The sequence below is a fragment of the Pontibacter deserti genome (assembly GCF_023630255.1).
In the GTDB taxonomy this organism is placed as follows: Bacteria; Bacteroidota; Bacteroidia; order Cytophagales; family Hymenobacteraceae; genus Pontibacter; species Pontibacter deserti.
This window is the reverse complement of the sequence record NZ_JALPRS010000003.1, coordinates 244,362-264,330: the sequence shown is the minus strand read 5'-3', so window position 1 is coordinate 264,330 and position 19,969 is coordinate 244,362. Positions and strand designations below refer to the sequence as shown.

The following is a 19,969-nucleotide window of genomic DNA, read 5'->3' as shown; positions in this document are numbered from 1 at the left end:
TCAGCTAAAGCAGTTTCTATAGTTTATTAATTGCCACCTGTTCTTTTCAGGATCACATCACGGACAGTTCTTGGATTGCGGTTTCCATCCTCACGTCTTTGCTCCTCGGTACGGCGTCTTTCTTCAGTTCTGCGTTGCTCCGGTGTTCTTTCCCAAGGATAATTTCTGTCCGCTACTCTTCTGTCGTCGTCTCTTCTATGGTCACGATCATCGTCATCATCGTGGTCATGATGTCTGTCGCAATCATCATCGTAGTACTTGTCAGATTTCTTATGGCTCTTAGCGTAGGCTTTTTCGCGCTTCCACTCAGCGTGGGCGCGGTGTTTTTCATCTACAAAAGAAGGTCTTCCGTTGCCCTTTCCTTTGCCGTGACCATTACCCTGCGCCATGGCTGCCTGGCCAACTATCATCAGCATCGCAACCAATACAAATGTCAATACCTTTTTCATAAGCTAGTGTTTACATGTTTGTTTACTATCTACAAAGGGAGTGCCAACTTCATCGGTTATAGTTCCGTTTGCAATGCATAAAAAGCAAAAACCCCGCTCCTGCTACCAGAAACGGGGTTTTTATTGTTGTATTTTTTTATTTTATACTTTCTCGTAGATGATAGCTGCCCCCTGCCCCACACCCACACACATGGTAGCCAGACCGTAACGTACATTTTCGCGGCGCTTCATTTCGTGCAGCAAGGTCGCTGAAATACGCGTGCCACTTGCCCCCAGCGGGTGACCAATAGCAATAGAACCACCATTAACGTTCACGATAGCCGGATCTATACCTAGCTGATGCATACAAGGCAGAGCTTGCGAGGCAAACGCTTCGTTAATCTCGGCCAGACCAATGTCGTTAATAGTTAAGCCTGCTCTTTTAAGTGCTTTTAAAGTTGCTGGCACAGGGCCCATACCCATATGTGCGGGATCTACACCAGCTATACCTACACTTACCACACGCGCCATTGGCGTAAGGCCTAAACGTTTTACAGTCTCTTCGCTAACTATAAGCGAGGCAGCTGCACCATCGTTTATACCCGATGAGTTACCGGCCGTTACGCTACCACCTTTTTTAAAGGCAGGCGCCAATTGAGCCAGCTTCTCTACACTTGATAAACGCGGATGTTCATCGGTGTCGAAAATGATTGGGTCGGCTTTGCGCTGTGGAACCGGTACAGGTATAATTTCATCTTTAAACTTACCGGCTTCGTGGGCCGCTTTATACTTTAGCTGCGAGCTGTGGGCAAACTCATCCTGTGCTTCACGTGAAACACCTTCGCGCTCGGCTACATTCTCAGCAGTTTCTCCCATGGCAAACGGGTGGTGCAGTTTAGATAAGGTTGGGTTAGTAAAGCGCCAGCCTATGGTTGTGTCGTAAATTTCAGGAGTTCTGCTGAAGGCAGTTTCGGCTTTGGCCATTACAAAGGGCGCGCGGGTCATGCTTTCTACGCCACCGGCCAGATACACATCGCCATCTCCGCTTTTAACGGCACGGCTTGCATCTATTATAGACTGCAAACCAGAAGCACACAAGCGGTTAACAGTAACACCACCTATCTCTAGGGGCAAGCCAGCCAGCAGCAGCGCCATTCGGGCTACATTTCGGTTGTCTTCACCGGCCTGGTTGGCAGCACCCAGCACTACGTCTTCTATCAGTTCTGGTGCTACTTGTAGGTTTCGGGCCATCAGTTCCTTTAAAATAAAGGCAGCCATGTCGTCAGGGCGCACTGTGCTCAGGCTTCCGCCAAACTTTCCGACAGGGGTTCGTACTATATCTACTATGTAAGCAGTATTCATATTTTAGTTTCTCAGGTCTTTGTCTAATTTTGCAACTTCTTGCAAGTTAAATTAACGATTACATGATACAAAGAATTCAAACTGTATTTCTGTTTCTGCTGGTACTGGCAGTTATTTCGATGCTGTTTTTACCGCTGTGGTCTAAAACAGATGCTGCAACCGGCGAAACTGTAGTGCTTACTGCCTGGGAGCTAAAATCAAAGGTATTGAACGCTGACGGCGAGGCCACAGCTGCCGGCAACATACCGTCTAAAGGCACTATCGCGATTGGCTTGCTGGCTATTGCTGCTGCTGTAATTGCGTTGGTAGAAATCTTCCAGTTCCGTAGCCGTCTGAACCAGATGAAGCTGGGCCTATTAAACACTTTGATTCTGGCTGCACTTTTCGGAACCTCGTTTTACTATGCTGCTTATGTTGGCGCTGAAATGATTGAAGGTAACGATAATGGCTCTTATGAGGCTGGTTTTTACATGCCGATGCTGGCCTTATTGTTGAACGCACTGGCGAACCGCTTCATTAAACGCGACGAAGACTTGGTGAGGTCTGTGGACAGACTTAGGTAGTTTAAGAGTTAGTGAGTTAAAGAATTGAGAGTGAATTTATAGTTTGCTCCGAAGTATAAAAGCCGCTTCCAGATAATGGGGCGGCTTTATTAAATTTAAGATCAACCCATGGCGCGAGCGTCCACACTCGTGACTAACTATGGCTGAGCCCCTGGCCCTTTTAAATTAACTGTGGCCAGAGGCCAGATAATACCAAACACGAGCAAGGACGCTCGCGCTATAGTAATTAAAAGAAAAAGCCGCTCTCCATTTACGGGAGCGGCTTTTTTACTTCACAAACAATCTGTTTAACTATTTAACTTAACACTTTAACACTCTCATTTATACTTTCGTTAGTAAGACGCCATAGGTCTCAGAGACACTGTGAGGTATATTACTTTCTAACTACCGTCTCCGGCTGGTATACTCTTCAAGCTCTCGCACACTGCTGTCGAATTTGAGGACATCGTACACATAGTAGAAGCGGTCACGGTCACACACATACTCATAAGCATACTTTGCAAACTCCACCCTTGTGCTTTCATAGTCGAACTGCTGCAGAATATACTTCAGGTCTTCAGCCAGGATGCTGCTATTACGCAAGGCTTCGCGGGCTATCGTTAGTTTTGTGCTCTCAAAGCTTCGGTTCTTCATCGCATCAGCTAACTTATCCACTTCTTCGCGGCTCATCAGGTAATCGCAACGGTCGCGGTCATAGTGGTCGTCATTGTAGCGGGGCGGCGCAGGCCTGTAGGGTTCTGCTGGCGGATATGGTACACGTGGAACCACAACCGGCGGCGGCGGCGGCAACAACGGTACTTCACTTAATATTCTTAGTTTGATTTTGCCTTTGTGCGGATTTATATCTACACCATAATTTGTTTCATAACCTTGCCGAGCATATACTTTGGTGCCTAGGTGGTAGTCGCGGTAACGACTACGTACTTTTACTTCCACGTAATGCTTACCCGGGCGCAGGTGGTCTATCCGCACAAAATTTGATGCTTTATGGTTAACCAACTTACCGTTCAGTTTCAGGTAAAAAGGCTCGCCAGCCGGGGCACGAAAAGTTAACACAGAAGCTTGTACCAATACCGGCATCGCCAGTAGCACAAGCAGGAGCGGAAGTAGAAGCTTTCTCATGGTAGTATAGTTTAATCGCTATACTTTGCCATATCCAATTTCTGTGCCAGTTATATAGGCTTTTGCTGTTATAGTTTGGATTTATAGTTCCCAGAAATTACAACTAGCTTACTATCTGCGCAATAACCACTACGCCAGCCAATAAAAAAGCCGCAGATATTGTACCTGCGGCTTTTTTATACTTCTGTTATGTTATACTTATCCTTCGTAGTAAAATTCGCCGTGGGCGCTTTTTATAGTTAGTTCGTTGATTTTACTTGCTTCCACGCGGCCAATTATCTGTGCATCTACATTAAACGATCTGGAAATATCGATCAGTTCCTGGGCATATTGCTCAGGTAAGTATATCTCCAGGCGGTGTCCCATATTAAATACTTTGTACATCTCTTTCCAGTCGGTGTGGCTTTGCTCCTGTATAATGCGGAACAATGGCGGCGTAGGGAAAAGGTTATCTTTTATGATGTGTACCTTATCGGTAAAGTGCAGCACTTTGGTCTGGGCGCCGCCGCTACAATGCACCATACCATGTATGTGCTGGCGGTGTTGCTCAAGTATAGCTTTTACTATAGGCGCATAGGTACGCGTTGGAGATAATACCAGCTTACCTATTTCCATTCCTGTTTCTTTGTCTACATCCGTCAGGCGCTTATTACCGGAGTATACCAAGTCAGCAGGCAGTTCAGGATCGTAACTTTCAGGATATGAGTTTGCCAGGTAACTATGGAATACATCGTGGCGTGCCGAAGTAAGGCCGTTGCTGCCCATGCCGCCATTATATTCTGTTTCATAAGTAGCCTGGCCGTAAGATGCAAAGCCTACAATTACATCGCCGGGCTGTATGGTATGGTTACTGATCACTTCGTCACGGCGCATGCGGGCGGTTACGGTGCTGTCTACTATAATGGTACGTACCAAATCGCCCACATCAGCTGTTTCGCCGCCGGTGCTGTAAATACCAATACCGTTATCCCGGAGCATCTCCAGTACTTCTTCGGTACCGTTTATTACAGCTGCAATAACCTCACCAGGCACCAAATTTTTGTTACGCCCTATAGTTGACGAAAGCAGTATATTATCGGTAGCGCCAACGCAAAGCAGGTCGTCGGTATTCATGATCACTGCATCCTGGGCAATGCCTTTCCAGACGCTCAGGTCGCCGGTCTCTTTCCAGTACAGGTATGCTAACGATGATTTGGTACCAGCTCCGTCGGCGTGCATAATGTTGCAGTAGTCGGGGTCACCGGTAAGTATATCTGGGATGATCTTGCAAAAAGCTTTTGGGAAAATGCCTTTGTCGATGTTTTTGATGGCGTTGTGCACATCTTCTTTGGAAGCCGACACGCCACGGCGCAAATATCTGTTTTCCATAGTTCGGGATGATTTGCCTACAAATTTAACAAAGCAGCCGGGATTGTAGCAGCAGATGTAAATAAAAAGAGCAGCGCAAGTATAAACTTATGCTGCTCTTTTATCTGTAGCGCTACACTGATTACTCTTTTATACGCACCACTTTAAATTCTGTACGTCTGTTTCGCTGATGTTCTGCATCTGTTTTAGCATTTTTAACTACCAGCCTGCTTTCGCCATAGCCTTTTGCAGTAATGCGTGAGCGGTCTATACCTTTAGAAATAATGTATTCCACAGCAGACTCGGCCCGGCGTTGCGACAGATCCTGGTTGTAAACATCTGAACCACGAACGTCGGTATGAGAGCTTAGCTCTATTGAAATGTTCGGATTGTCATTTAATACTTCTACCAGCTTATCCAGCTCAATGGCAGCATCCGGCCTGATGTCAGCTTTATCAAAGTCATAGAAAATATTTTCCAGCACAATCGCTTTCTCTTTCACAATCTCATTCAGCACCAGTGTGGCCGTTAAGCGAATATCATTTACATCTTCCAGTAACTTATCCTGTGCAGGTATTTTGCCAACTGTTGTAACGCGTGTGCGTGCTGTAAAGAAACCGGCTTTTTCAGAAACCAATGAGTAAGTAGAAGCAGTATCAAGGCTAAAAGAGAACTTGCCTTCGGCATCAGAAGTAGTTTCTTTTATTTTCTGGCCTTTATCGTTTTGCAGTACTACCAGTTGGTTCGGAACTATAGTTTGCTTTTTGTCTTTCTCACGGCGTAGGTATACCGTACCATCTACATAGAAATTAACCAGCTTGCGCTGCGATTTAACCAAACTATAAAGATCGTCTCCCCCTTTTCCGCCTTCGCGGTTAGATGAGAAGAAACCGCGTGTAGTACTCTGAAAATATATACTGAAATCGTCTCCAGGAGAGTTTACCGGTGTGCCCATATTCACAGGCTTGCCATTATCTACTCTAAATAAATCCAGGTTACCTAAACCCGGTAAGCCATCAGAAGCAATGTATAAAGTGCCATCCGGCGATACATGCACAAAGCTTTCGTTGCCAGGCGTGTTTATGTCTGGCCCTAAATTTTCAGGAGAACCAAATCTATTATTTTCGTCTAGCTCAACTCTATAGATATCGTTGCCGCCTAAACCGCCTTTTCTGTCAGAAGAGAAGTATAATGTTTTACCATCCGGTGAGAATGCCGGCGATGAATCCCAGGCGCGGGCATCGTTTATAGTTAATAGTTTAGGTTCGGTCCAGGCGTTTGAGCGGAAATAAGTTACAAATAGATCTACGTTCTGGCGGCCTTTCTTTTTACCCTCGTTGCCTCTGGCAAACACCATCGTGCGGCCTTCGTTAGCAAAAGTCGCCAGGGCATCATGTAAGCCTTCAATGTTCACATTCTCGAATTTCCGGACAGCTCCACCCATTTCCCCTACCGAGTCAGTTAGTGTTGTGGCATAGATATCTATAAAGCCTTCGCCATTGCCCATGTAAGCTTTTCCGGGACCCCGTGTAGATGAGAAAACCAGATCGTTGTTCAGGATATAAGGTCCGAATTCAGATGCTTCCGTGTTCAGGGCCTGCAGGTTTTGTACTTCGTAAGCCTGGCGCCCACGCATAATGTCGCTTAACTGTCCGAAGTTCTCTACCTCACGTGCAGCCAAACCTTTTAACCTGGAGTTGGTGCCTATACTTACATAATCCTGTAGCTGGTTAAGCGCCTCTTCGTACTTACCATTCGCTTTTAGCGTCATGCCATAGTAGTAAAACGCTTCTTCTTTGCGATAGCCGCCATCCAATGCTGCTTTATAGTATGGCTCCGCCTCTGCCAATCTGTTTGACAGGCGGTATGACTCTGCAATCTTAAAATTTACTTCGCCTGGGCTTTTAGAGCTTTTAAGCGCTTGCTTATAATATTCGATGGCTTTATCATATTGCTCCATCTCAAACCGCTTATCACCTTTACCCAAATATTGCGAGGCCCCACATGCGTTTATAAATAAAGCTATAAAAGCCAGTAAGCAAATGTGCTTCAGGCTTTTGAATATTTGGTTAGCGTATGGCATCTGGTGCATGTGCTTATATCTTATGTGTTGGGCAGATCTCTAAAAGTAACGTGAAAGCCAGCTTTGTTGTGCCGGGCGTGGCCACTCAGCCTGCAGGTCGCCGTAATTGGTAACCAAAGTATCAAAGTATAAAGTGTCTTTACTAATATCTCCGGAAGCTACTTTCCCTTTCAGGTCGCTCATGTTTACCAACTCCACTTCTCCCTCTTTCAGGAAAGCCAGTTGTGTACGGTCGAAAAAGGATACATTAAACCGCTGCTCCAGTTCCCGCACAAAATTTACTGACTTATCGATAGAGCAACCACTGGCAGCTTTAGCGCTCTCATTGTTGGCAAGAACTAAAAAACGACCATGCAACAGCTCTGCTGATGCTTGTAAATCAGAACCGTGGCTGCTCCAGTCTGTTACAAAGGCCAGCAGCAACGGCTTTATTTCTGCTTGTTCTGCCTCTGTCAAAGGTCTGCTTGCCTGGTAAATCCAGATACGGGCCTGAGACGGCAGTTCGTCAAACGGAATATACATTGTAATTGTTGATTGTTAGTTGCTGATTGTTGTTGGTTAATAATGGCTTAACTATAAATTAAGGTCACAATTAACAGTAAGCAATCAACAATAAGATATTATTTAGTAAGTCCTTCGGCCTGGGCGATCAGCTCAGCTATATCGAAAACTTTTACGTTTTCTTCCTGCTCCTTGTTTTTCACACCGTCGCTCATCATTACCATACAGAACGGGCAGGCTGTTGCAATTACGCCTTTACCTTTACCTAACGTTGCCAAAGCTTCTTCGGTACGCTCTACGTTGATATCTTTTCTGCCTGGCTCCGGCTCTTTAAACATCTGAGCACCACCGGCACCACAGCATAAACCATTAGCACGCACTCGTTTCATTTCTACCAAATCGGCATCCAGGGCAGCGAGTACGTCGCGTGGGGCTTCATAAATGTCGTTGGCTCTGCCTAAGTAACAAGAATCGTGGTAGGTAATGCGCTGGCCTTTAAAAGCTTCGCCACCCTGCACGTGTACCTTGCCTTCGTTGATCAGCTGTTGTAAGAACGTAGAGTGGTGAATTACTTCATAGTTACCGCCCAGGTCAGGATACTCATTCTTTATAGTATTAAAACAATGCGGGCAAGCTGTTACAATTTTTTTAATGTTGTAAGCATTCAGTACCTCGATATTGGTAAGCGCCTGCATCTGAAACAGGAACTCGTTACCTGCACGCTTGGCTGGCTCTCCGGTACAGCTTTCTTCAGTACCCAACACGGCATACTTTATACCTACGTGCTCCAGTATCTGCACAAAGGCACGTGTTACTCTTTTGTAGCGGTCATCAAAAGAACCGGCACAACCTACCCAAAACAGCACTTCCGGCTCCTGGCCATTAGCAGCCATTTCGGCCATGGTAGGTACTTTTATTAACTTTTTATTTACTTCCATCTGAGTATTTGTAAACGAAAAAGGACAATTTGACAAAAGACAAAGAAATTGATAATCTATTCCTGCATCCAATGACTTATTTTCTTTATCTAAAATTTCTTTTGTCTAGTTTTTGCTTGGTAAGTATAGTTCGTCGGCCCAGTTAAAGCGGTCGGATGCCGGAAATGCCCAAGGAGCACCGTTGTTCTCGATGTTGGTGAACATGGCATTAAGCGAAGCCGGCGCAGCAGACTCTTCCAGCACCAGGTAGCGGCGCAGGTCCATGATCGTAGAAAGCTGGTCTATATTAACCGGGCAGGACTCTACGCAGGCGTTGCAGGTAGTACAAGCCCATAGCTCTTCCGGTGTAATATAACCACGCAACAGGGTCTTTTCTTCTGTTGTCTCTACACGCTCCACGCCCATCTCTTTGTAATGGTTTGGCCTGAAGATAGCCGGGTGCTCCCCTTTTTCTTCCATACGGTCGCGGGTATCCATCACAATCTTACGCGGTGAAAGCAACTTGCCTGTAATGTTAGCCGGGCACACAGAAGTACAGCGACCACACTCCGTACAAGTATAAGCGTCCATCAGTTGCTTCCAGGTCAGGTCTTCCACGTCTTTTGCACCAAAGCGCTGCATTACCGGGTTGCCTTCCGCATCTACTTCCGGTGCCGGTGGCTGGTAGCTTGGGTCTAGCATGGCTTTAATTTCGTGGGTGATAGCCGGGTTGGTTGTAAATTTGCCTTTTGGCACCAACTTAGAGTAGTACACGTTCGGGAAAGCCATGATGATGTGAAAGTGCTTGGAGCTTGGCAGGTAGTTCATAAAAGCCAAAATACCAATGATGTGTATCCACCAACCCACTGAAGCTATAGTTGCCAGCGTACCGGCATCAGAGCCAAAAGCATTTACAAACAGTTGGCTTACCGGAAAAGCGCCAGCCAACTCCTGTCCATTCAGTTCTGCCAGTTTCAGGTCGGCTATGTTAAAGGCAAACAGCGCAAACATCAGCACGATCTCCGTGATCAGGATAACGTTTGCATCCATTCTGGGCCATGCACGCATTTCTACACCAGTTGCCAGGCGCGGCACGCGTGTTACATTACGTCTCCATAAGAACATCACGCAGGCAATAATTACCAATGCAGCCAGTATCTCGTTCACTGCCATCAGGCCGTCATAAACTGGCCCCATAAAGCCCAACACGCGGTGCGTACCAAAGATACCATCTATCAGGATCTCCAGCACCTCAATGTTGATCACCAGGAAACCTACATACACAAACAAGTGAAGTATAGCCGGCAACATGCGCTTAAACATTTTCTGCTGCCCGAAAGCTACCAGCAATGTTTTATTGATACGCTCCGATGGGTTGTCCTCTAATACAAGGTCGCGGCCCATGAGCACGTTTTTACGGATTTTGCGGATCTGCCAAACAAACAGGCCAATGCCTATGGCTGCCACAATCAGGAAGATAATGTTTGAAATTCCTATCACGGTAATTTATTCGTTATACATACCAATTTATAGATAAAGATAGTAGTTTAATAAGAACAAACGCATATATAGGCCTTTTTTAAAATTTTTTTAGCCGGAATGTTTGCTACTTAAAAGTTAGTTGCTACTTTTGCATACCCTTACGGAAAAGGGTGACACAACAGAGCTGGTGATGTAGCTCAGTTGGTAGAGCAAAGGACTGAAAATCCTTGTGTCGTTGGTTCGATTCCAATCATCACCACAGCAAAACCCTTGTCAGAAATGGCAAGGGTTTTTTGTTTTTATAGCTTCTCAGTTTTATAGTTGCCCAACTATAGTTTGTCCTTTATTCTACGCTTTATCTTTTTTCCTATCTTGTTACTGCATCTATACTATAGCTTTTAGTTTTTAGATGCAGTTATACCTGTTTATAAACTATGGATACAATTTTCTGGATTTGTGTGAAGCTGATGCAGGTCGGCGCAAATGTGTTAGGCATTACTTACCAGCAGCTGAATGTGATCTTATTTGTTATACTTCATCCGGCTATCACTATCTTTTTCTGGTACCAGCACAGGCGCTATAAACGCAAGTATAAGCAGGTGTTAACAGCGAACAAACTATAGAATTGATCAGCTATGAAGCACCTTTTATACTTAAAGCACTGGCAAGTCTTTCTAAGACTGATGTTTATCATGCTGATTGGAAACTTTGAAATAGAGGAGCATGATGAGTTGAATAAAGCTGTGTCGCTAATCGGCCTTTTGCTAAACTTAGCTATTCTGATGGTTTACGGACACTACCTTTACGATTTTCTTCCCAAAGGCATTTCTCTTAACTATAACCTGTTTATGGTTAATGGTTTTATTTATGCCGCAGCTATAGTTGCGGCTACTATTCTGCTGAGCAATAATAGCTTACATGTTACAGGCTGGAAGGCACTACCTATTTTTTACTTGATTTATGCTGCTTTTTATACCATTGCTTTTCCCGCCCGGCTACTTAAATATATAGAGCTTAACAGAAATGTTGATTTTGGAGAGTATCTGCCTCTTGCTATAGGCTTTATTTTCTGGCCTTTTACTATTTGGTTTATTCAGCCAAGAGTAAACAAGATTGTAAAATATTACCAGCCTCAGCTTGAAGAATAAAAAACTATAGCTAATAACAATTAGCCCGCAACTCCAGCAGCGCAGCTGAATAACCTAACTCATAAGCTTTGTTAAAGTAGAAGCATGCCGAATCTGGCTCCTGCAGCTCTATCTTTGTACGGCCCATTAAATAATGTACGCGCCCGTTTTCCTTATCCATTGCCAGCGCACGCCGGTAGTCATGCTCCGATAGCTTCCAGGCTTCGATTTTATAGTACCCAAACCCACGATACGTAAGCGCAGCTATACGTTTGTCTTTGGCAGTACCATACCGCAGGTAGGTAGACAGGTCGCTTAGAGCCGGTTTATACTTCTGCAGATAAAAGAGGCGCACTTCACCGCGTGCCAGGTAAGCATCCCATAGTTTCTGGTTTAATTGTATAGCCTGATTCAGGTCTGTTTCGGCTTGCAGGTAACTCGATAAATGCTGCTTGCTGACTCCCCGCATAAAATATACTTCTGCCGATGGCTTTTTATCAAGTGCTATCACCTGGTTAAAATCTTCGAGAGCGGCTTCATAATCTTCAAACACGTTTAGCTCCAGCCGCCCCCTTTCTTTGTAAGCAGCAGCGTGTTGCGGCTTAAAATCTATCGCATCCGAAAGCAGGCGGTGTGCACTACTGTACTTTCCATCTTTTATATAACTTAAAGCTGTTTTATACTTGTCTTCTCCTGCTATATGGTCCATCACCACTTTCAGCAGCAAACTAAAAAGCAGGATACCACTTACAAAAGCAATGGTAATGTACAGGTCTTTGCGCGAGAACTTGCGCTCTTGTGTGCGGATGGTGCGGTAATAACGCTCCGACACAGGCGCCGGCTCTCGGGTATAGCGGTACCGCTCGTTATAGTATGGCTGGTATTGCTGCACCACACGTTGCCGCTCGCGCAGGTACTGCAGTTTAAGGTCGTAGCGGGCTCGTTTGCCGGGGTTAGATAAAGTCTGATAGGCCGTATTTATCAGCTTGAATTTATCTTCAGCTTGTTTGTTACCGGGGTTTTTATCAGGGTGGTATTTAACAGCCAGTTTTTTATACGCATGCTTCACCTCCTGCTGCGTGGCAGCCGGGCTAATGCCAAGTACGGTATAAAAGGTTTGGTCCAAGATAACTTTGCTAAAAAACTAACTCCTATTAAAGGTAACTACAACACTTTTCCGACATAAATGTATATTAGGTAGCAATGTAATTATACTTTACGTAAATATTTGAATACACCTGCGTATACAGGGTAAGCAACAAAAAAATGCTAAAAACTATGGCTATGCAAGACAACGGCACAAAAGAAAAAAATACGCATATTATCGAGAACCTGATGGGATATATCGATACGCGTATTGATATTATACGATTAGAGGTTCAAGAGAAGATAAAGTCTTCGTTTGTAGGAATTGTACATGGCGTACTATTGGGTTTAGTAGGTTTTATGTGCCTTATTTTTGTAAATATTTTCCTGGGCCTGCTGTTAAACCACCTCCTCGACAGTACGTTTTGGGGCTTCGGTATCATTGCCTTATTTTATGTTGTGCTGTTGGTTATACTTGTAGTTGGCTTAGATAAAAAGATGTTCCAGGGCGTAGCTGATAAAACATTTGACAATACAATTTACAAGACAGATAAAAGAGAAAAATCTATATGAGCGACCTTAACAATCCATTGTTCGATAGCCAGCGCGAGTTCCTGGAGCGTCAGAAGGAAGAGTATAAAAATGCTTTGATGGGCGATGTAGAACAGATCAAAAGCCAGGGGCAGGAAATAGGCAAAAAAGTAGCTATGGCCGGCGGCGTAATTCTGGCTGGTTATTTACTGAAGCGTATGTTTACTGGTAGTAAAAAAAAAGCCCGTACAGTAGCTAAAGCTAAAAAAGGCAAACAGGCCGCTACCGGAACTATACCTGTATCGCACCCCATACCTGACTATGACCCTATAACCCATACCACTGTTACAGATTTTAATGCTGAGCAAATTGTAGCTCCGGCTTATGGTAAAAAAGAGACCAAAAGGCAGCAAAAGAAACAGAGAAACGGGCCAGGCTTAGTACAGAAACTTATTAAATCGGAGTATGCACGCACACTAGCAATGGAGGGCGTTGCACTACTGGTAGCTTATGTGGCTAAAAAGGCAGCAGAGCGCATGCAATCTCAACCTGAAAATAACGATATTGCAGAAAAAGCTGTTCCTGCCACTCAGGCAGACCCAGTTGTACAAAGCGCCTCAGAAAAGCATGCCATTTAATAACTTTCGCGAAAAGCAGCAGCCCAAAAGTACAGGCAGAAAACATTTTGCCGTTTTGCTAGACCCGGATAACCTGGATGAGGCAAGATGTCTGCAACTGCTGCACATGAGCGAAGCCAGCCACGTCGATTTTTTCTTTGTGGGTGGCAGCCTGATTACCACAGATAACCAGGCAAGTATCATACAGTTAATAAAACAGCATAGCCAGATTCCGGTTATACTTTTCCCAAGCAACAGTTTGCACATCGATAAACAGGCAGATGGCATACTGTTGCTTTCTCTTATTTCAGGCCGCAACCCTGAATTCCTGATCGGCCAGCACGTACTTTCCTCACCTATACTTAAAGCAAGCCAGTTACAGGTTTATCCTACAGGTTATATGCTTGTAGATTGTGGCCGACAGACTACGGCATCTTACATGAGCGGCACCACACCTATACCTTACGATAAGCCTGCCATTGCCACCTGCACCGCTATGGCCGGCGAATTGCTTGGGCTAAAGTATATTTACCTGGATGGTGGCAGCGGCGCAGCAAAACCAATAAGCGCTGAAATGATTTCTGCTGTACGCGAGGCTGTAGATGTGCCGGTTATAGTTGGCGGTGGCATTAATACTGTAGAAAAAGCAAAGGCAGCTTTAGAAGCAGGTGCGGATGTAATTGTGGTTGGTAACCATATAGAAAAAAACCCCGGCTTTCTGGCCGAGGTTTCTTCAGTAGTTAATTCTTATAATCCTGCCTTAGATATTCATCGCTGATTCGCGACGACGCATCTTACCGGCAGGAATACCGAACATCATCTTAAAGCGACGGCAGAAGTAAGCGGTATCTTTGTAACCAACTTCTTTACCGATCTCACGGATGCTCTTCTTAGTAGTTCTAAGTAAGAACACGGCACGCTCCATACGCTGGTACTCGATGTAATCCTGAGGGTTTATACCTGTCAGCATTTTGAAGTACTGCCCTACATAATCCTCAGATACGTTCGCAACGTTAGAAAGCACCTTGTTTGATAAATCGCCACCTAAGTTCTCCTTAATGTAGTTGAACAGATCTATGAGGCGTGGATCTTTAAAGTACGTGCTGTTGGTTGCCAGCTGCTCCACAAACATTCTGTTACGAAGTATGTGACGCACGATCTCTACTACGATGTTTTCAGTGTAGATATTGATCAAACGTTCTTTACCTGGCAGGTCCTGCATGCTCTCTTCTACCACTTTGATCACCAGGTTAGCCAGCTTGTTGTTTCCTGAGATCAGGAACGCAGGCACATCCAGGGATGCAAAGAAGTTAACTGAATCGAACACTTTTGCTTCGAAGCTCACAAAGCTGTGGCTTTCTTCCGCATCACCAATCAGGTCAAGGTCGCTGTTGTTCTTAAAGAATTTCTCTTTGTTAGTGATCAGGTCGTCGTTAGAGATTACCTTACCTTCACCAGAGCCATACCTTACACGCGTGCTTCGGCCTCCCGGAATAAACAGCAGCTCCCCTTCTTCTACCTGTTGCTCCTCATCGCCGTAAATTATACTCCCCTTGTGGAGCAGTATCAGGTTGTTGCCAACATCATAGTAGTTGCGAACCGTAAATGGTTGCTGCAACACCAGATTCTTAGCCTTAATGAACCGCACCCCAAGCGATTCAATAATTTTATTGTAATCTTCCATTGTGTAACCAACTAACTTTTTATACTATAAACCCGTTAATTATGGCTTAAAGCTAAGACTAATCTTTATAAAATTCAAATTAAATTTAAAAATTAAATTTTAATTCGAGAAAACCTATAAATAGCCTAAGCTGCACAGAAACACATTTTTACAGGCAATTCTACTTTAGCAGTTCTCTCGAAATTACTATTTTCTGTATCTCAGAAGTGCCTTCGTATATCTGTGTAATTTTTGCATCGCGCATTAAACGCTCCACATGGTACTCTTTCACGAAACCGTAACCACCATGCACCTGAACTGCTTCTATAGTTGTATCCATCGCCACTTTTGATGCAAAAAGTTTTGCCATAGCGCCAGACTTACCATAGTCAGCATGAGAGTCTTTATCGTAAGCAGCCTGTAAGCAAAGCAGACGTGCAGCCTCGATATTTGTAGCCATATCAGCCAGCTTAAACTGGATAGCCTGGTGCTTCGCGATCTCTACACCAAATGCCTTGCGCTCTTTCGAATATTTAACTGCCAGCTCGTAAGCACCTGATGCTATACCTAATGCCTGCGAAGCAATACCAATACGGCCACCTGCCAGCGTAGACATAGCGAACTTAAAGCCGAAGCCATCTTCACCTATGCGGTTTTCTTTTGGCACCTTAACGTCTGTAAACATCAAAGAATGTGTATCAGAGCCACGGATACCTAATTTATTTTCTTTCGGACCAATCTCGAAGCCTTCCATGCCACGCTCAACAATAAGCGCATTGATACCACGGTGACCTTTGGCCACGTCTGTCTGAGCGATTACTAGGTATACCGATGCAGTACTACCGTTCGTGATCCAGTTCTTTGTTCCGTTCAGCAGGTAGTGGTCGCCCATATCAATGGCTGTAGTACGCTGTGAAGTAGCATCAGAACCAGCTTCCGGCTCTGATAAACAGAATGCTCCGATGATCTCACCTGTAGCAAGACGCGTCAGGTATTTCTGCTTTTGCTCTTCGTTACCATACTTCTCAAGGCCCCAGCAAACAAGCGAGTTGTTAACAGACATTACAACAGAAGCAGAAGCATCTACTTTAGAGATCTCTTCCATAGCCAGTACATAAGAGATGGTGTCCATACCGCCGCCGCCGTACTTCGGGTCTACCATCATACCAAGGAAGCCAAGCTCACCCATTTTCTTGATTTGCTCTGCCGGAAATTTCTGGTGCTCATCGCGCTCAATTACACCAGGTAATAATTCTGTCTGGGCAAATTCGCGGGCAGCTTCCTGCACAGCCAGGTGTTCTTCTGTTAACTGAAAGTTCATATAATGTATGTATTGACTATGATAAAACGATAACTTTTCGGGTGCAAAACTATAAAATACAACAATATAATATTAACCTGACGGTGAATAATTGTTTACTGCTACATACCGGACCACGGAAGTATAACAGAATAAATTAAAAACGCCACCGCTCGCTATATAGAGGGTGGCGTTTTTAATTATATACGTACATTTTATAAATTAATCGCGACGACCTGCTAATAATGATGCATAATATAATAAAGTTGCCAGCGAACCAAGGGCAGCTACCACATAGGTTAAGGCAGCCCATTTAAGTGCGTCTTTTGCCATACCATATTCCTGCTTCGTTACAATATTGTTTGTACTGATCCAGGCCAGGGCTCTCTTACTGGCATCAAACTCTACAGGCAGTGTTATAAAACTAAATAACGTAGTAAGGCCAAACAAAGCCACGCCAATTGCCAACGGAATAGGTGTAGACTGCAACATTAAAATACCGATCAGCAGGATCCACTGCATGTAACGTGAGGCTATACTTAGCGCAGGCACCATAGCCGAACGGAATTTCAGGAAACTATAAGCTTTGGCGTGCTGCACGGCGTGTCCGCATTCGTGGGCTGCTACTGCCGCTGCTGCTGCGCTACGGGCATCATACACATACTCGCTCAGGTTTACTGTTTTATCAGTTGGGTTGTAATGGTCTGTCAGGCGGCCCGCTACCGAAATAACACGCACATCAGTAATGCCGTTATCAGCCAGCATTTGTTCTGCCACTTCGCGGCCACTCATACCAGAGCTTAGTGGTGTCTGAGAGTATTGCTTAAACTTGCTTTTTAATCTCCAGCTTACAAGCCAGCTTGCAAGCATAATGGAAATCATTATTATCCAGATCATGGTTATCTATTTTCGTTTAATTGGTTTTCTATCTTCTTTACGATGTTTGTAGTGGAATAACCAGTAACAAGCGGAACTGTTTTCACTTCGCCTCCAGCCTGTTGCACCACGTCATGCCCTACAATCTGCTCTATACTATAGTCATCCCCTTTCACCAGAATATCCGGCTTAACAGCTTTAATAAGTTCTAAAGGAGTATCACTATCAAAGAGCACTACTGCATCCACAAACAAAAGCGATGCCATTACCCTCGCGCGTGACATTTCGTCCTGTAACGGGCGGTTTGGGCCTTTTATACTGCTAATTGATCGGTCTGCATTAAGGCCAAGTACTAATTTGTCGCCAAGTTGTCGTGCTTTTTCCAGGTAATCTACATGGCCCAGATGCAGCAGATCAAAGCAGCCGTTTGTAAAAACGATCTTCTGCCCCTGGCTGCGCCATGCCTGTACTTGATCAAGAAGTTGTGGAAGAGAAAAAATCTTATCGGTTGAATTCATGGTTTGCCATTGCTTTAGTTTCAGGAAGCACTGCTTCTGCCGACGGCTTCCGCAACATACCTGCTATAAAACTAAGCACTCCCATTATAACTACCAAAAGCGTTTGAGAAGTATGTGCCAGCAGCGCGTAAGCCATGCCAGCTTCTTTAGGTACACCGTAAAGTAACAACGTAGCCTGTACCAGTAAATGATATACACCTACCCCACCCTGCACCGGGGCAGCCATACCTAGACTACCAACTACTAACACAGAAAGAGCAGCTCCATAACTCAGATGACTCGTACCAGGCAACGCATAAAAAACGACTAAGCTCGAGCCATAGTACATCAGCCATACAAAAACTGTATGCCCCCAGAATGCAGCCTGGTTATCGAGTTTGGTTATACTGAGCACGCCTTGCAACATGCCCCTCATAAACTGCTCTCCCTTTTGGAAGTAAACATTCTCCCGTAGTTTATTCAGGTAGCGGTAGGCAACTACAAACAGAACTATACTTAGCCCTAGCATAATTACAGCCAGCCAGTACAATTGGTTTACAGTTTGCTCTAAGTTGCTATACTTGCTGGAAAGCAGCTCCCAAAAGAAGTCTTTGATCTGCCTGAATTCTATTAGTAAGGTTAAGCTCAGAGCAATCAACAGCATGAGCATATCTACGAACCGTTCGGCTATTACGGTACCAAACCCTTTGTTTACCGGTAACCCATCAGAGCGGCGCAACATACTGCAACGCACTACTTCCCCCATGCGTGGCAGCACCAGGTTGGCAATGTAACCCACCATCATGGCATTATAAGTATTGTGCAGGGATGGTTGGTAACCGGTTGGTTTTATCTGCATCTGCCAGCGATAGGCCCGGCTAAGATAGGCCACAACTCCCATAACTAACGAGAGCGCTACCCAACCATAGTCCGCGTTTTGCAGTTCTGCCCACAATTTCTCAAAATCAAGCTCCTTTAAAGCGTACCACATCAGGAATGCAGAGACACCAAGCAGTAGCGTATACTTGAGAAAAGAGAGCAGCTTTTTCATGCAGAGGCGTTATACCAGGCGGTTATGCTGATCCGGGAAAACCAATGTTGGCTTGTGTGCTTTCGCATCCGCGAACGGGATGCTGCAGTAAGAGATTACAATCACAATATCGCCTACCTGTACTTTGCGTGCAGCCGGGCCATTTAAACAAACAGTTCCGGTTCCGCGTTCGCCCTTAATTACATAGGTTTCAAAACGCTCGCCGTTATTGATGTTTACAATAGTAACTTTTTCATTCTCCACCACATTAGCAGCATCCATCAGGTCTTCATCAATTGTGATACTACCAACATAATGGAGCTCGGCCTGTGTTACCCTACAGCGGTGGATCTTAGATTTTAAAACCTCAATATACATGGTTTGTAACTAAATAAAGCGCAAAGTTAGGCAATATGTGGCAGATAAACTATGAAAGTATAAACCCGCTATATACTGCTCTTGTTCAAACAATTTATACTTCGCTAAGATTCACTACCAAGTTATCGATCAGGCGTACCGGGCCAACATGGGCAGCGATGCATAAAGCTACCTCCCGGGCATCGGCTATACTTTCTATGGGCTGCAGCGTAAGCGGGTTAGCTATTTCGAAATACTCCAGGGTTACTTCCGGCTTCTGGCGCAGATAGTCTGCTACGGCTTCTTTTATACTTTCCTGAGATTTATACTTTAGCTGAGACTTGGCTAACTGGAGCGCCTCGTACAAACTAACTGCTGTAACAAGCTGTTCTTTATTTAACCTTTTGTTCCGCGAGGACATAGCCAGCCCATTAGCCTCACGCACAGTAGGATGACACACCAGTTCCACGTTAAAACCTAACCCAAATATAAGCTGGCGAACTATAGCTACCTGCTGTAAATCTTTCTGCCCGAAATAAGCTTTATGCGGCTGCACCATATGGAATAATTTGCCCACTATCGTTGCCACTCCGTTAAAATGCCCCGGCCGGTGCTCCCCTTCCATTACCTGCTCCAGCTTTCCGAAACTAAACTGTAACATAGTGTGTTGTGGATATACATCATCGGGAGTTGGTGCAAAAAGATAATCGCAGCCAGTTGTTTGCAGCTGTACTATGTCTTCCTCCAGTGTGCGTGGGTATAGTTTAAAGTCCTCGGCATTGTTAAACTGTGTCGGATTTACAAAAATGCTGCAAACAGTAATGTCATTATCTTTTACAGATGCGCGCAGCAGTTGCAGGTGTCCTTCGTGCAGGGCGCCCATAGTTGGCACAAAGCCTATGCTCTTGCCACTGCAACGTAGTGCCTGCATTGTTTCCCGAAGTGTGTTTACCTGCGTAATTACTTGCATATGTTGTGTTTCAGTTTAAAACTATAAAAGCCGGCAAAAGTAAGTCACAGCAGATAAAATTGAAAATTAGAATAAAAAATACTAATTTTGCACGTCCCAATACTGTTGCT

The 19,969-nt window shown here is 44.8% G+C and carries 22 protein-coding genes and 1 tRNA gene; 7 read left to right on the top strand and 16 right to left on the bottom strand.

Features of this window, described 5'->3' with window-relative positions:
- Positions 1 to 26: 26 nt before the first annotated feature.
- Entirely contained in the window at positions 27 to 449 is a 423-nt protein-coding gene (locus MJ612_RS16110; protein WP_187032235.1) for a hypothetical protein, read from the bottom strand.
- A gap of 141 nt (positions 450 to 590) precedes the next feature.
- On the bottom strand, positions 591 to 1,790 hold the full coding sequence (locus MJ612_RS16105; RefSeq protein WP_187032237.1) for a thiolase family protein: 1,200 nt from the start codon (positions 1,788 to 1,790) through the stop codon (positions 591 to 593).
- A 62-nt stretch (positions 1,791 to 1,852) separates the two neighbouring features.
- Between MJ612_RS16105 and MJ612_RS16100 the strand changes: the two genes are divergently transcribed.
- Complete coding sequence (locus tag MJ612_RS16100; protein WP_187032239.1) at positions 1,853 to 2,353, top strand: DUF4293 domain-containing protein; 501 nt, start codon at positions 1,853 to 1,855, stop codon at positions 2,351 to 2,353.
- Positions 2,354 to 2,737: 384 nt separating this feature from the next.
- On the opposite strand, the gene MJ612_RS16095 is transcribed toward MJ612_RS16100, so the two are convergent.
- The 6 genes from MJ612_RS16095 to MJ612_RS16070 all read right to left on the bottom strand — a co-directional run bounded on the left by MJ612_RS16095 (position 2,738) and on the right by MJ612_RS16070 (position 9,823).
- Complete coding sequence (locus tag MJ612_RS16095) at positions 2,738 to 3,475, bottom strand: DUF4476 domain-containing protein (RefSeq protein WP_187032241.1); 738 nt, start codon at positions 3,473 to 3,475, stop codon at positions 2,738 to 2,740.
- Positions 3,476 to 3,673: 198 nt separating this feature from the next.
- On the bottom strand, positions 3,674 to 4,843 hold the full coding sequence (locus MJ612_RS16090) for an AIR synthase related protein (protein ID WP_187032243.1): 1,170 nt from the start codon (positions 4,841 to 4,843) through the stop codon (positions 3,674 to 3,676).
- Between the two features lie 121 nt (positions 4,844 to 4,964).
- On the bottom strand, positions 4,965 to 6,914 hold the full coding sequence (locus MJ612_RS16085; protein WP_187032245.1) for an OmpA family protein: 1,950 nt from the start codon (positions 6,912 to 6,914) through the stop codon (positions 4,965 to 4,967).
- Between the two features lie 30 nt (positions 6,915 to 6,944).
- A complete protein-coding gene (locus tag MJ612_RS16080; RefSeq protein ID WP_187032247.1) occupies positions 6,945 to 7,427 on the bottom strand; it encodes a hypothetical protein in 483 nt (160 codons plus the stop codon).
- 98 nt (positions 7,428 to 7,525) lie between these two features.
- Positions 7,526 to 8,344: a (Fe-S)-binding protein gene (locus MJ612_RS16075; RefSeq protein ID WP_250419214.1), complete on the bottom strand. Its 819-nt coding sequence runs from the start codon at positions 8,342 to 8,344 to the stop codon at positions 7,526 to 7,528.
- A 105-nt stretch (positions 8,345 to 8,449) separates the two neighbouring features.
- Positions 8,450 to 9,823 carry a 4Fe-4S dicluster domain-containing protein gene (locus MJ612_RS16070; protein ID WP_187032249.1) on the bottom strand — a complete coding sequence of 458 codons (1,374 nt, stop codon included), beginning with the start codon at positions 9,821 to 9,823 and terminating at the stop codon, positions 8,450 to 8,452.
- Positions 9,824 to 9,991: 168 nt separating this feature from the next.
- Between MJ612_RS16070 and MJ612_RS16065 the strand changes: the two genes are divergently transcribed.
- From MJ612_RS16065 to MJ612_RS16055, 3 genes are all read left to right on the top strand, one after another.
- A tRNA-Phe gene (locus tag MJ612_RS16065) sits at positions 9,992 to 10,064 on the top strand.
- A 175-nt stretch (positions 10,065 to 10,239) separates the two neighbouring features.
- Complete coding sequence (locus MJ612_RS16060; RefSeq protein WP_187032251.1) at positions 10,240 to 10,428, top strand: hypothetical protein; 189 nt, start codon at positions 10,240 to 10,242, stop codon at positions 10,426 to 10,428.
- A gap of 12 nt (positions 10,429 to 10,440) precedes the next feature.
- Positions 10,441 to 10,953, top strand: a complete 513-nt coding sequence (locus MJ612_RS16055; protein WP_187032253.1) for a hypothetical protein — start codon at positions 10,441 to 10,443, stop codon at positions 10,951 to 10,953.
- A gap of 10 nt (positions 10,954 to 10,963) precedes the next feature.
- On the opposite strand, the gene MJ612_RS16050 is transcribed toward MJ612_RS16055, so the two are convergent.
- Positions 10,964 to 12,058, bottom strand: a complete 1,095-nt coding sequence (locus MJ612_RS16050) for a DnaJ domain-containing protein (RefSeq protein ID WP_187032255.1) — start codon at positions 12,056 to 12,058, stop codon at positions 10,964 to 10,966.
- 152 nt (positions 12,059 to 12,210) lie between these two features.
- Here MJ612_RS16050 and MJ612_RS16045 point away from each other — a divergent pair, with 152 nt between their 5' ends.
- Genes MJ612_RS16045 through MJ612_RS16035 form a run of 3 tightly spaced genes read left to right on the top strand, consistent with a single transcriptional unit; the run spans position 12,211 to position 13,944 of the window.
- The gene (locus MJ612_RS16045) at positions 12,211 to 12,591 is read left to right on the top strand and encodes a phage holin family protein (RefSeq protein WP_187032257.1); all 381 of its coding nucleotides are present in this window, start codon (positions 12,211 to 12,213) and stop codon (positions 12,589 to 12,591) included.
- Positions 12,588 to 13,187: a hypothetical protein gene (locus MJ612_RS16040; protein ID WP_187032259.1), complete on the top strand. Its 600-nt coding sequence runs from the start codon at positions 12,588 to 12,590 to the stop codon at positions 13,185 to 13,187. The genes MJ612_RS16045 and MJ612_RS16040 overlap by 4 nt, the downstream gene beginning before the upstream one ends.
- The gene (locus tag MJ612_RS16035; protein WP_187032261.1) at positions 13,177 to 13,944 is read left to right on the top strand and encodes a geranylgeranylglyceryl/heptaprenylglyceryl phosphate synthase; all 768 of its coding nucleotides are present in this window, start codon (positions 13,177 to 13,179) and stop codon (positions 13,942 to 13,944) included. The genes MJ612_RS16040 and MJ612_RS16035 overlap by 11 nt, the downstream gene beginning before the upstream one ends.
- On the opposite strand, the gene MJ612_RS16030 is transcribed toward MJ612_RS16035, so the two are convergent.
- The 7 genes from MJ612_RS16030 to panC form a co-directional block, all read right to left on the bottom strand.
- The gene (locus MJ612_RS16030) at positions 13,927 to 14,850 is read right to left on the bottom strand and encodes an AraC family transcriptional regulator (RefSeq protein ID WP_187032263.1); all 924 of its coding nucleotides are present in this window, start codon (positions 14,848 to 14,850) and stop codon (positions 13,927 to 13,929) included. The genes MJ612_RS16035 and MJ612_RS16030 overlap by 18 nt on opposite strands.
- A gap of 160 nt (positions 14,851 to 15,010) precedes the next feature.
- Complete coding sequence (locus MJ612_RS16025) at positions 15,011 to 16,150, bottom strand: acyl-CoA dehydrogenase (protein ID WP_187032265.1); 1,140 nt, start codon at positions 16,148 to 16,150, stop codon at positions 15,011 to 15,013.
- 201 nt (positions 16,151 to 16,351) lie between these two features.
- Positions 16,352 to 17,011, bottom strand: coding sequence for a zinc metallopeptidase (locus tag MJ612_RS16020; RefSeq protein WP_187032574.1), 660 nt, complete (start codon positions 17,009 to 17,011; stop codon positions 16,352 to 16,354).
- A gap of 17 nt (positions 17,012 to 17,028) precedes the next feature.
- Complete coding sequence (gene rfaE2 / locus MJ612_RS16015) at positions 17,029 to 17,523, bottom strand: D-glycero-beta-D-manno-heptose 1-phosphate adenylyltransferase (protein WP_187032267.1); 495 nt, start codon at positions 17,521 to 17,523, stop codon at positions 17,029 to 17,031.
- Entirely contained in the window at positions 17,507 to 18,553 is a 1,047-nt protein-coding gene (locus tag MJ612_RS16010; RefSeq protein WP_187032269.1) for a lysylphosphatidylglycerol synthase transmembrane domain-containing protein, read from the bottom strand. Before MJ612_RS16010 ends, rfaE2 begins: the two co-directional genes overlap by 17 nt.
- Positions 18,554 to 18,562: 9 nt before the next feature.
- A complete protein-coding gene (gene panD, locus MJ612_RS16005) occupies positions 18,563 to 18,910 on the bottom strand; it encodes an aspartate 1-decarboxylase (RefSeq protein ID WP_187032272.1) in 348 nt (115 codons plus the stop codon).
- Between the two features lie 94 nt (positions 18,911 to 19,004).
- Positions 19,005 to 19,859 (bottom strand): pantoate--beta-alanine ligase, encoded by an 855-nt coding sequence (gene panC / locus MJ612_RS16000; protein ID WP_187032274.1) that lies wholly within the window; start codon positions 19,857 to 19,859, stop codon positions 19,005 to 19,007.
- Positions 19,860 to 19,969: the final 110 nt, after the last annotated feature.

Coding starts and splice junctions, on each gene's coding strand:
- MJ612_RS16110 (WP_187032235.1), bottom strand. CDS start 449: ATGAAAAAGGTATTGACATTTGTATTGGTTGCGATGCTGATGATAGTT.
- MJ612_RS16100 (WP_187032239.1), top strand. CDS start 1,853: ATGATACAAAGAATTCAAACTGTATTTCTGTTTCTGCTGGTACTGGCA.
- panC (WP_187032274.1), bottom strand. CDS start 19,859: ATGCAAGTAATTACGCAGGTAAACACACTTCGGGAAACAATGCAGGCA.
- MJ612_RS16090 (WP_187032243.1), bottom strand. CDS start 4,843: ATGGAAAACAGATATTTGCGCCGTGGCGTGTCGGCTTCCAAAGAAGAT.
- MJ612_RS16060 (WP_187032251.1), top strand. CDS start 10,240: ATGGATACAATTTTCTGGATTTGTGTGAAGCTGATGCAGGTCGGCGCA.
- MJ612_RS16055 (WP_187032253.1), top strand. CDS start 10,441: ATGAAGCACCTTTTATACTTAAAGCACTGGCAAGTCTTTCTAAGACTG.
- MJ612_RS16020 (WP_187032574.1), bottom strand. CDS start 17,011: ATGATTTCCATTATGCTTGCAAGCTGGCTTGTAAGCTGGAGATTAAAA.
- MJ612_RS16025 (WP_187032265.1), bottom strand. CDS start 16,150: ATGAACTTTCAGTTAACAGAAGAACACCTGGCTGTGCAGGAAGCTGCC.
- MJ612_RS16045 (WP_187032257.1), top strand. CDS start 12,211: ATGGCTATGCAAGACAACGGCACAAAAGAAAAAAATACGCATATTATC.
- MJ612_RS16085 (WP_187032245.1), bottom strand. CDS start 6,914: ATGCACCAGATGCCATACGCTAACCAAATATTCAAAAGCCTGAAGCAC.
- MJ612_RS16105 (WP_187032237.1), bottom strand. CDS start 1,790: ATGAATACTGCTTACATAGTAGATATAGTACGAACCCCTGTCGGAAAG.
- MJ612_RS16040 (WP_187032259.1), top strand. CDS start 12,588: ATGAGCGACCTTAACAATCCATTGTTCGATAGCCAGCGCGAGTTCCTG.
- MJ612_RS16080 (WP_187032247.1), bottom strand. CDS start 7,427: ATGTATATTCCGTTTGACGAACTGCCGTCTCAGGCCCGTATCTGGATT.
- MJ612_RS16075 (WP_250419214.1), bottom strand. CDS start 8,344: ATGGAAGTAAATAAAAAGTTAATAAAAGTACCTACCATGGCCGAAATG.
- MJ612_RS16095 (WP_187032241.1), bottom strand. CDS start 3,475: ATGAGAAAGCTTCTACTTCCGCTCCTGCTTGTGCTACTGGCGATGCCG.
- MJ612_RS16030 (WP_187032263.1), bottom strand. CDS start 14,850: ATGGAAGATTACAATAAAATTATTGAATCGCTTGGGGTGCGGTTCATT.
- rfaE2 (WP_187032267.1), bottom strand. CDS start 17,523: ATGAATTCAACCGATAAGATTTTTTCTCTTCCACAACTTCTTGATCAA.
- MJ612_RS16035 (WP_187032261.1), top strand. CDS start 13,177: ATGCCATTTAATAACTTTCGCGAAAAGCAGCAGCCCAAAAGTACAGGC.
- MJ612_RS16010 (WP_187032269.1), bottom strand. CDS start 18,553: ATGAAAAAGCTGCTCTCTTTTCTCAAGTATACGCTACTGCTTGGTGTC.
- panD (WP_187032272.1), bottom strand. CDS start 18,910: ATGTATATTGAGGTTTTAAAATCTAAGATCCACCGCTGTAGGGTAACA.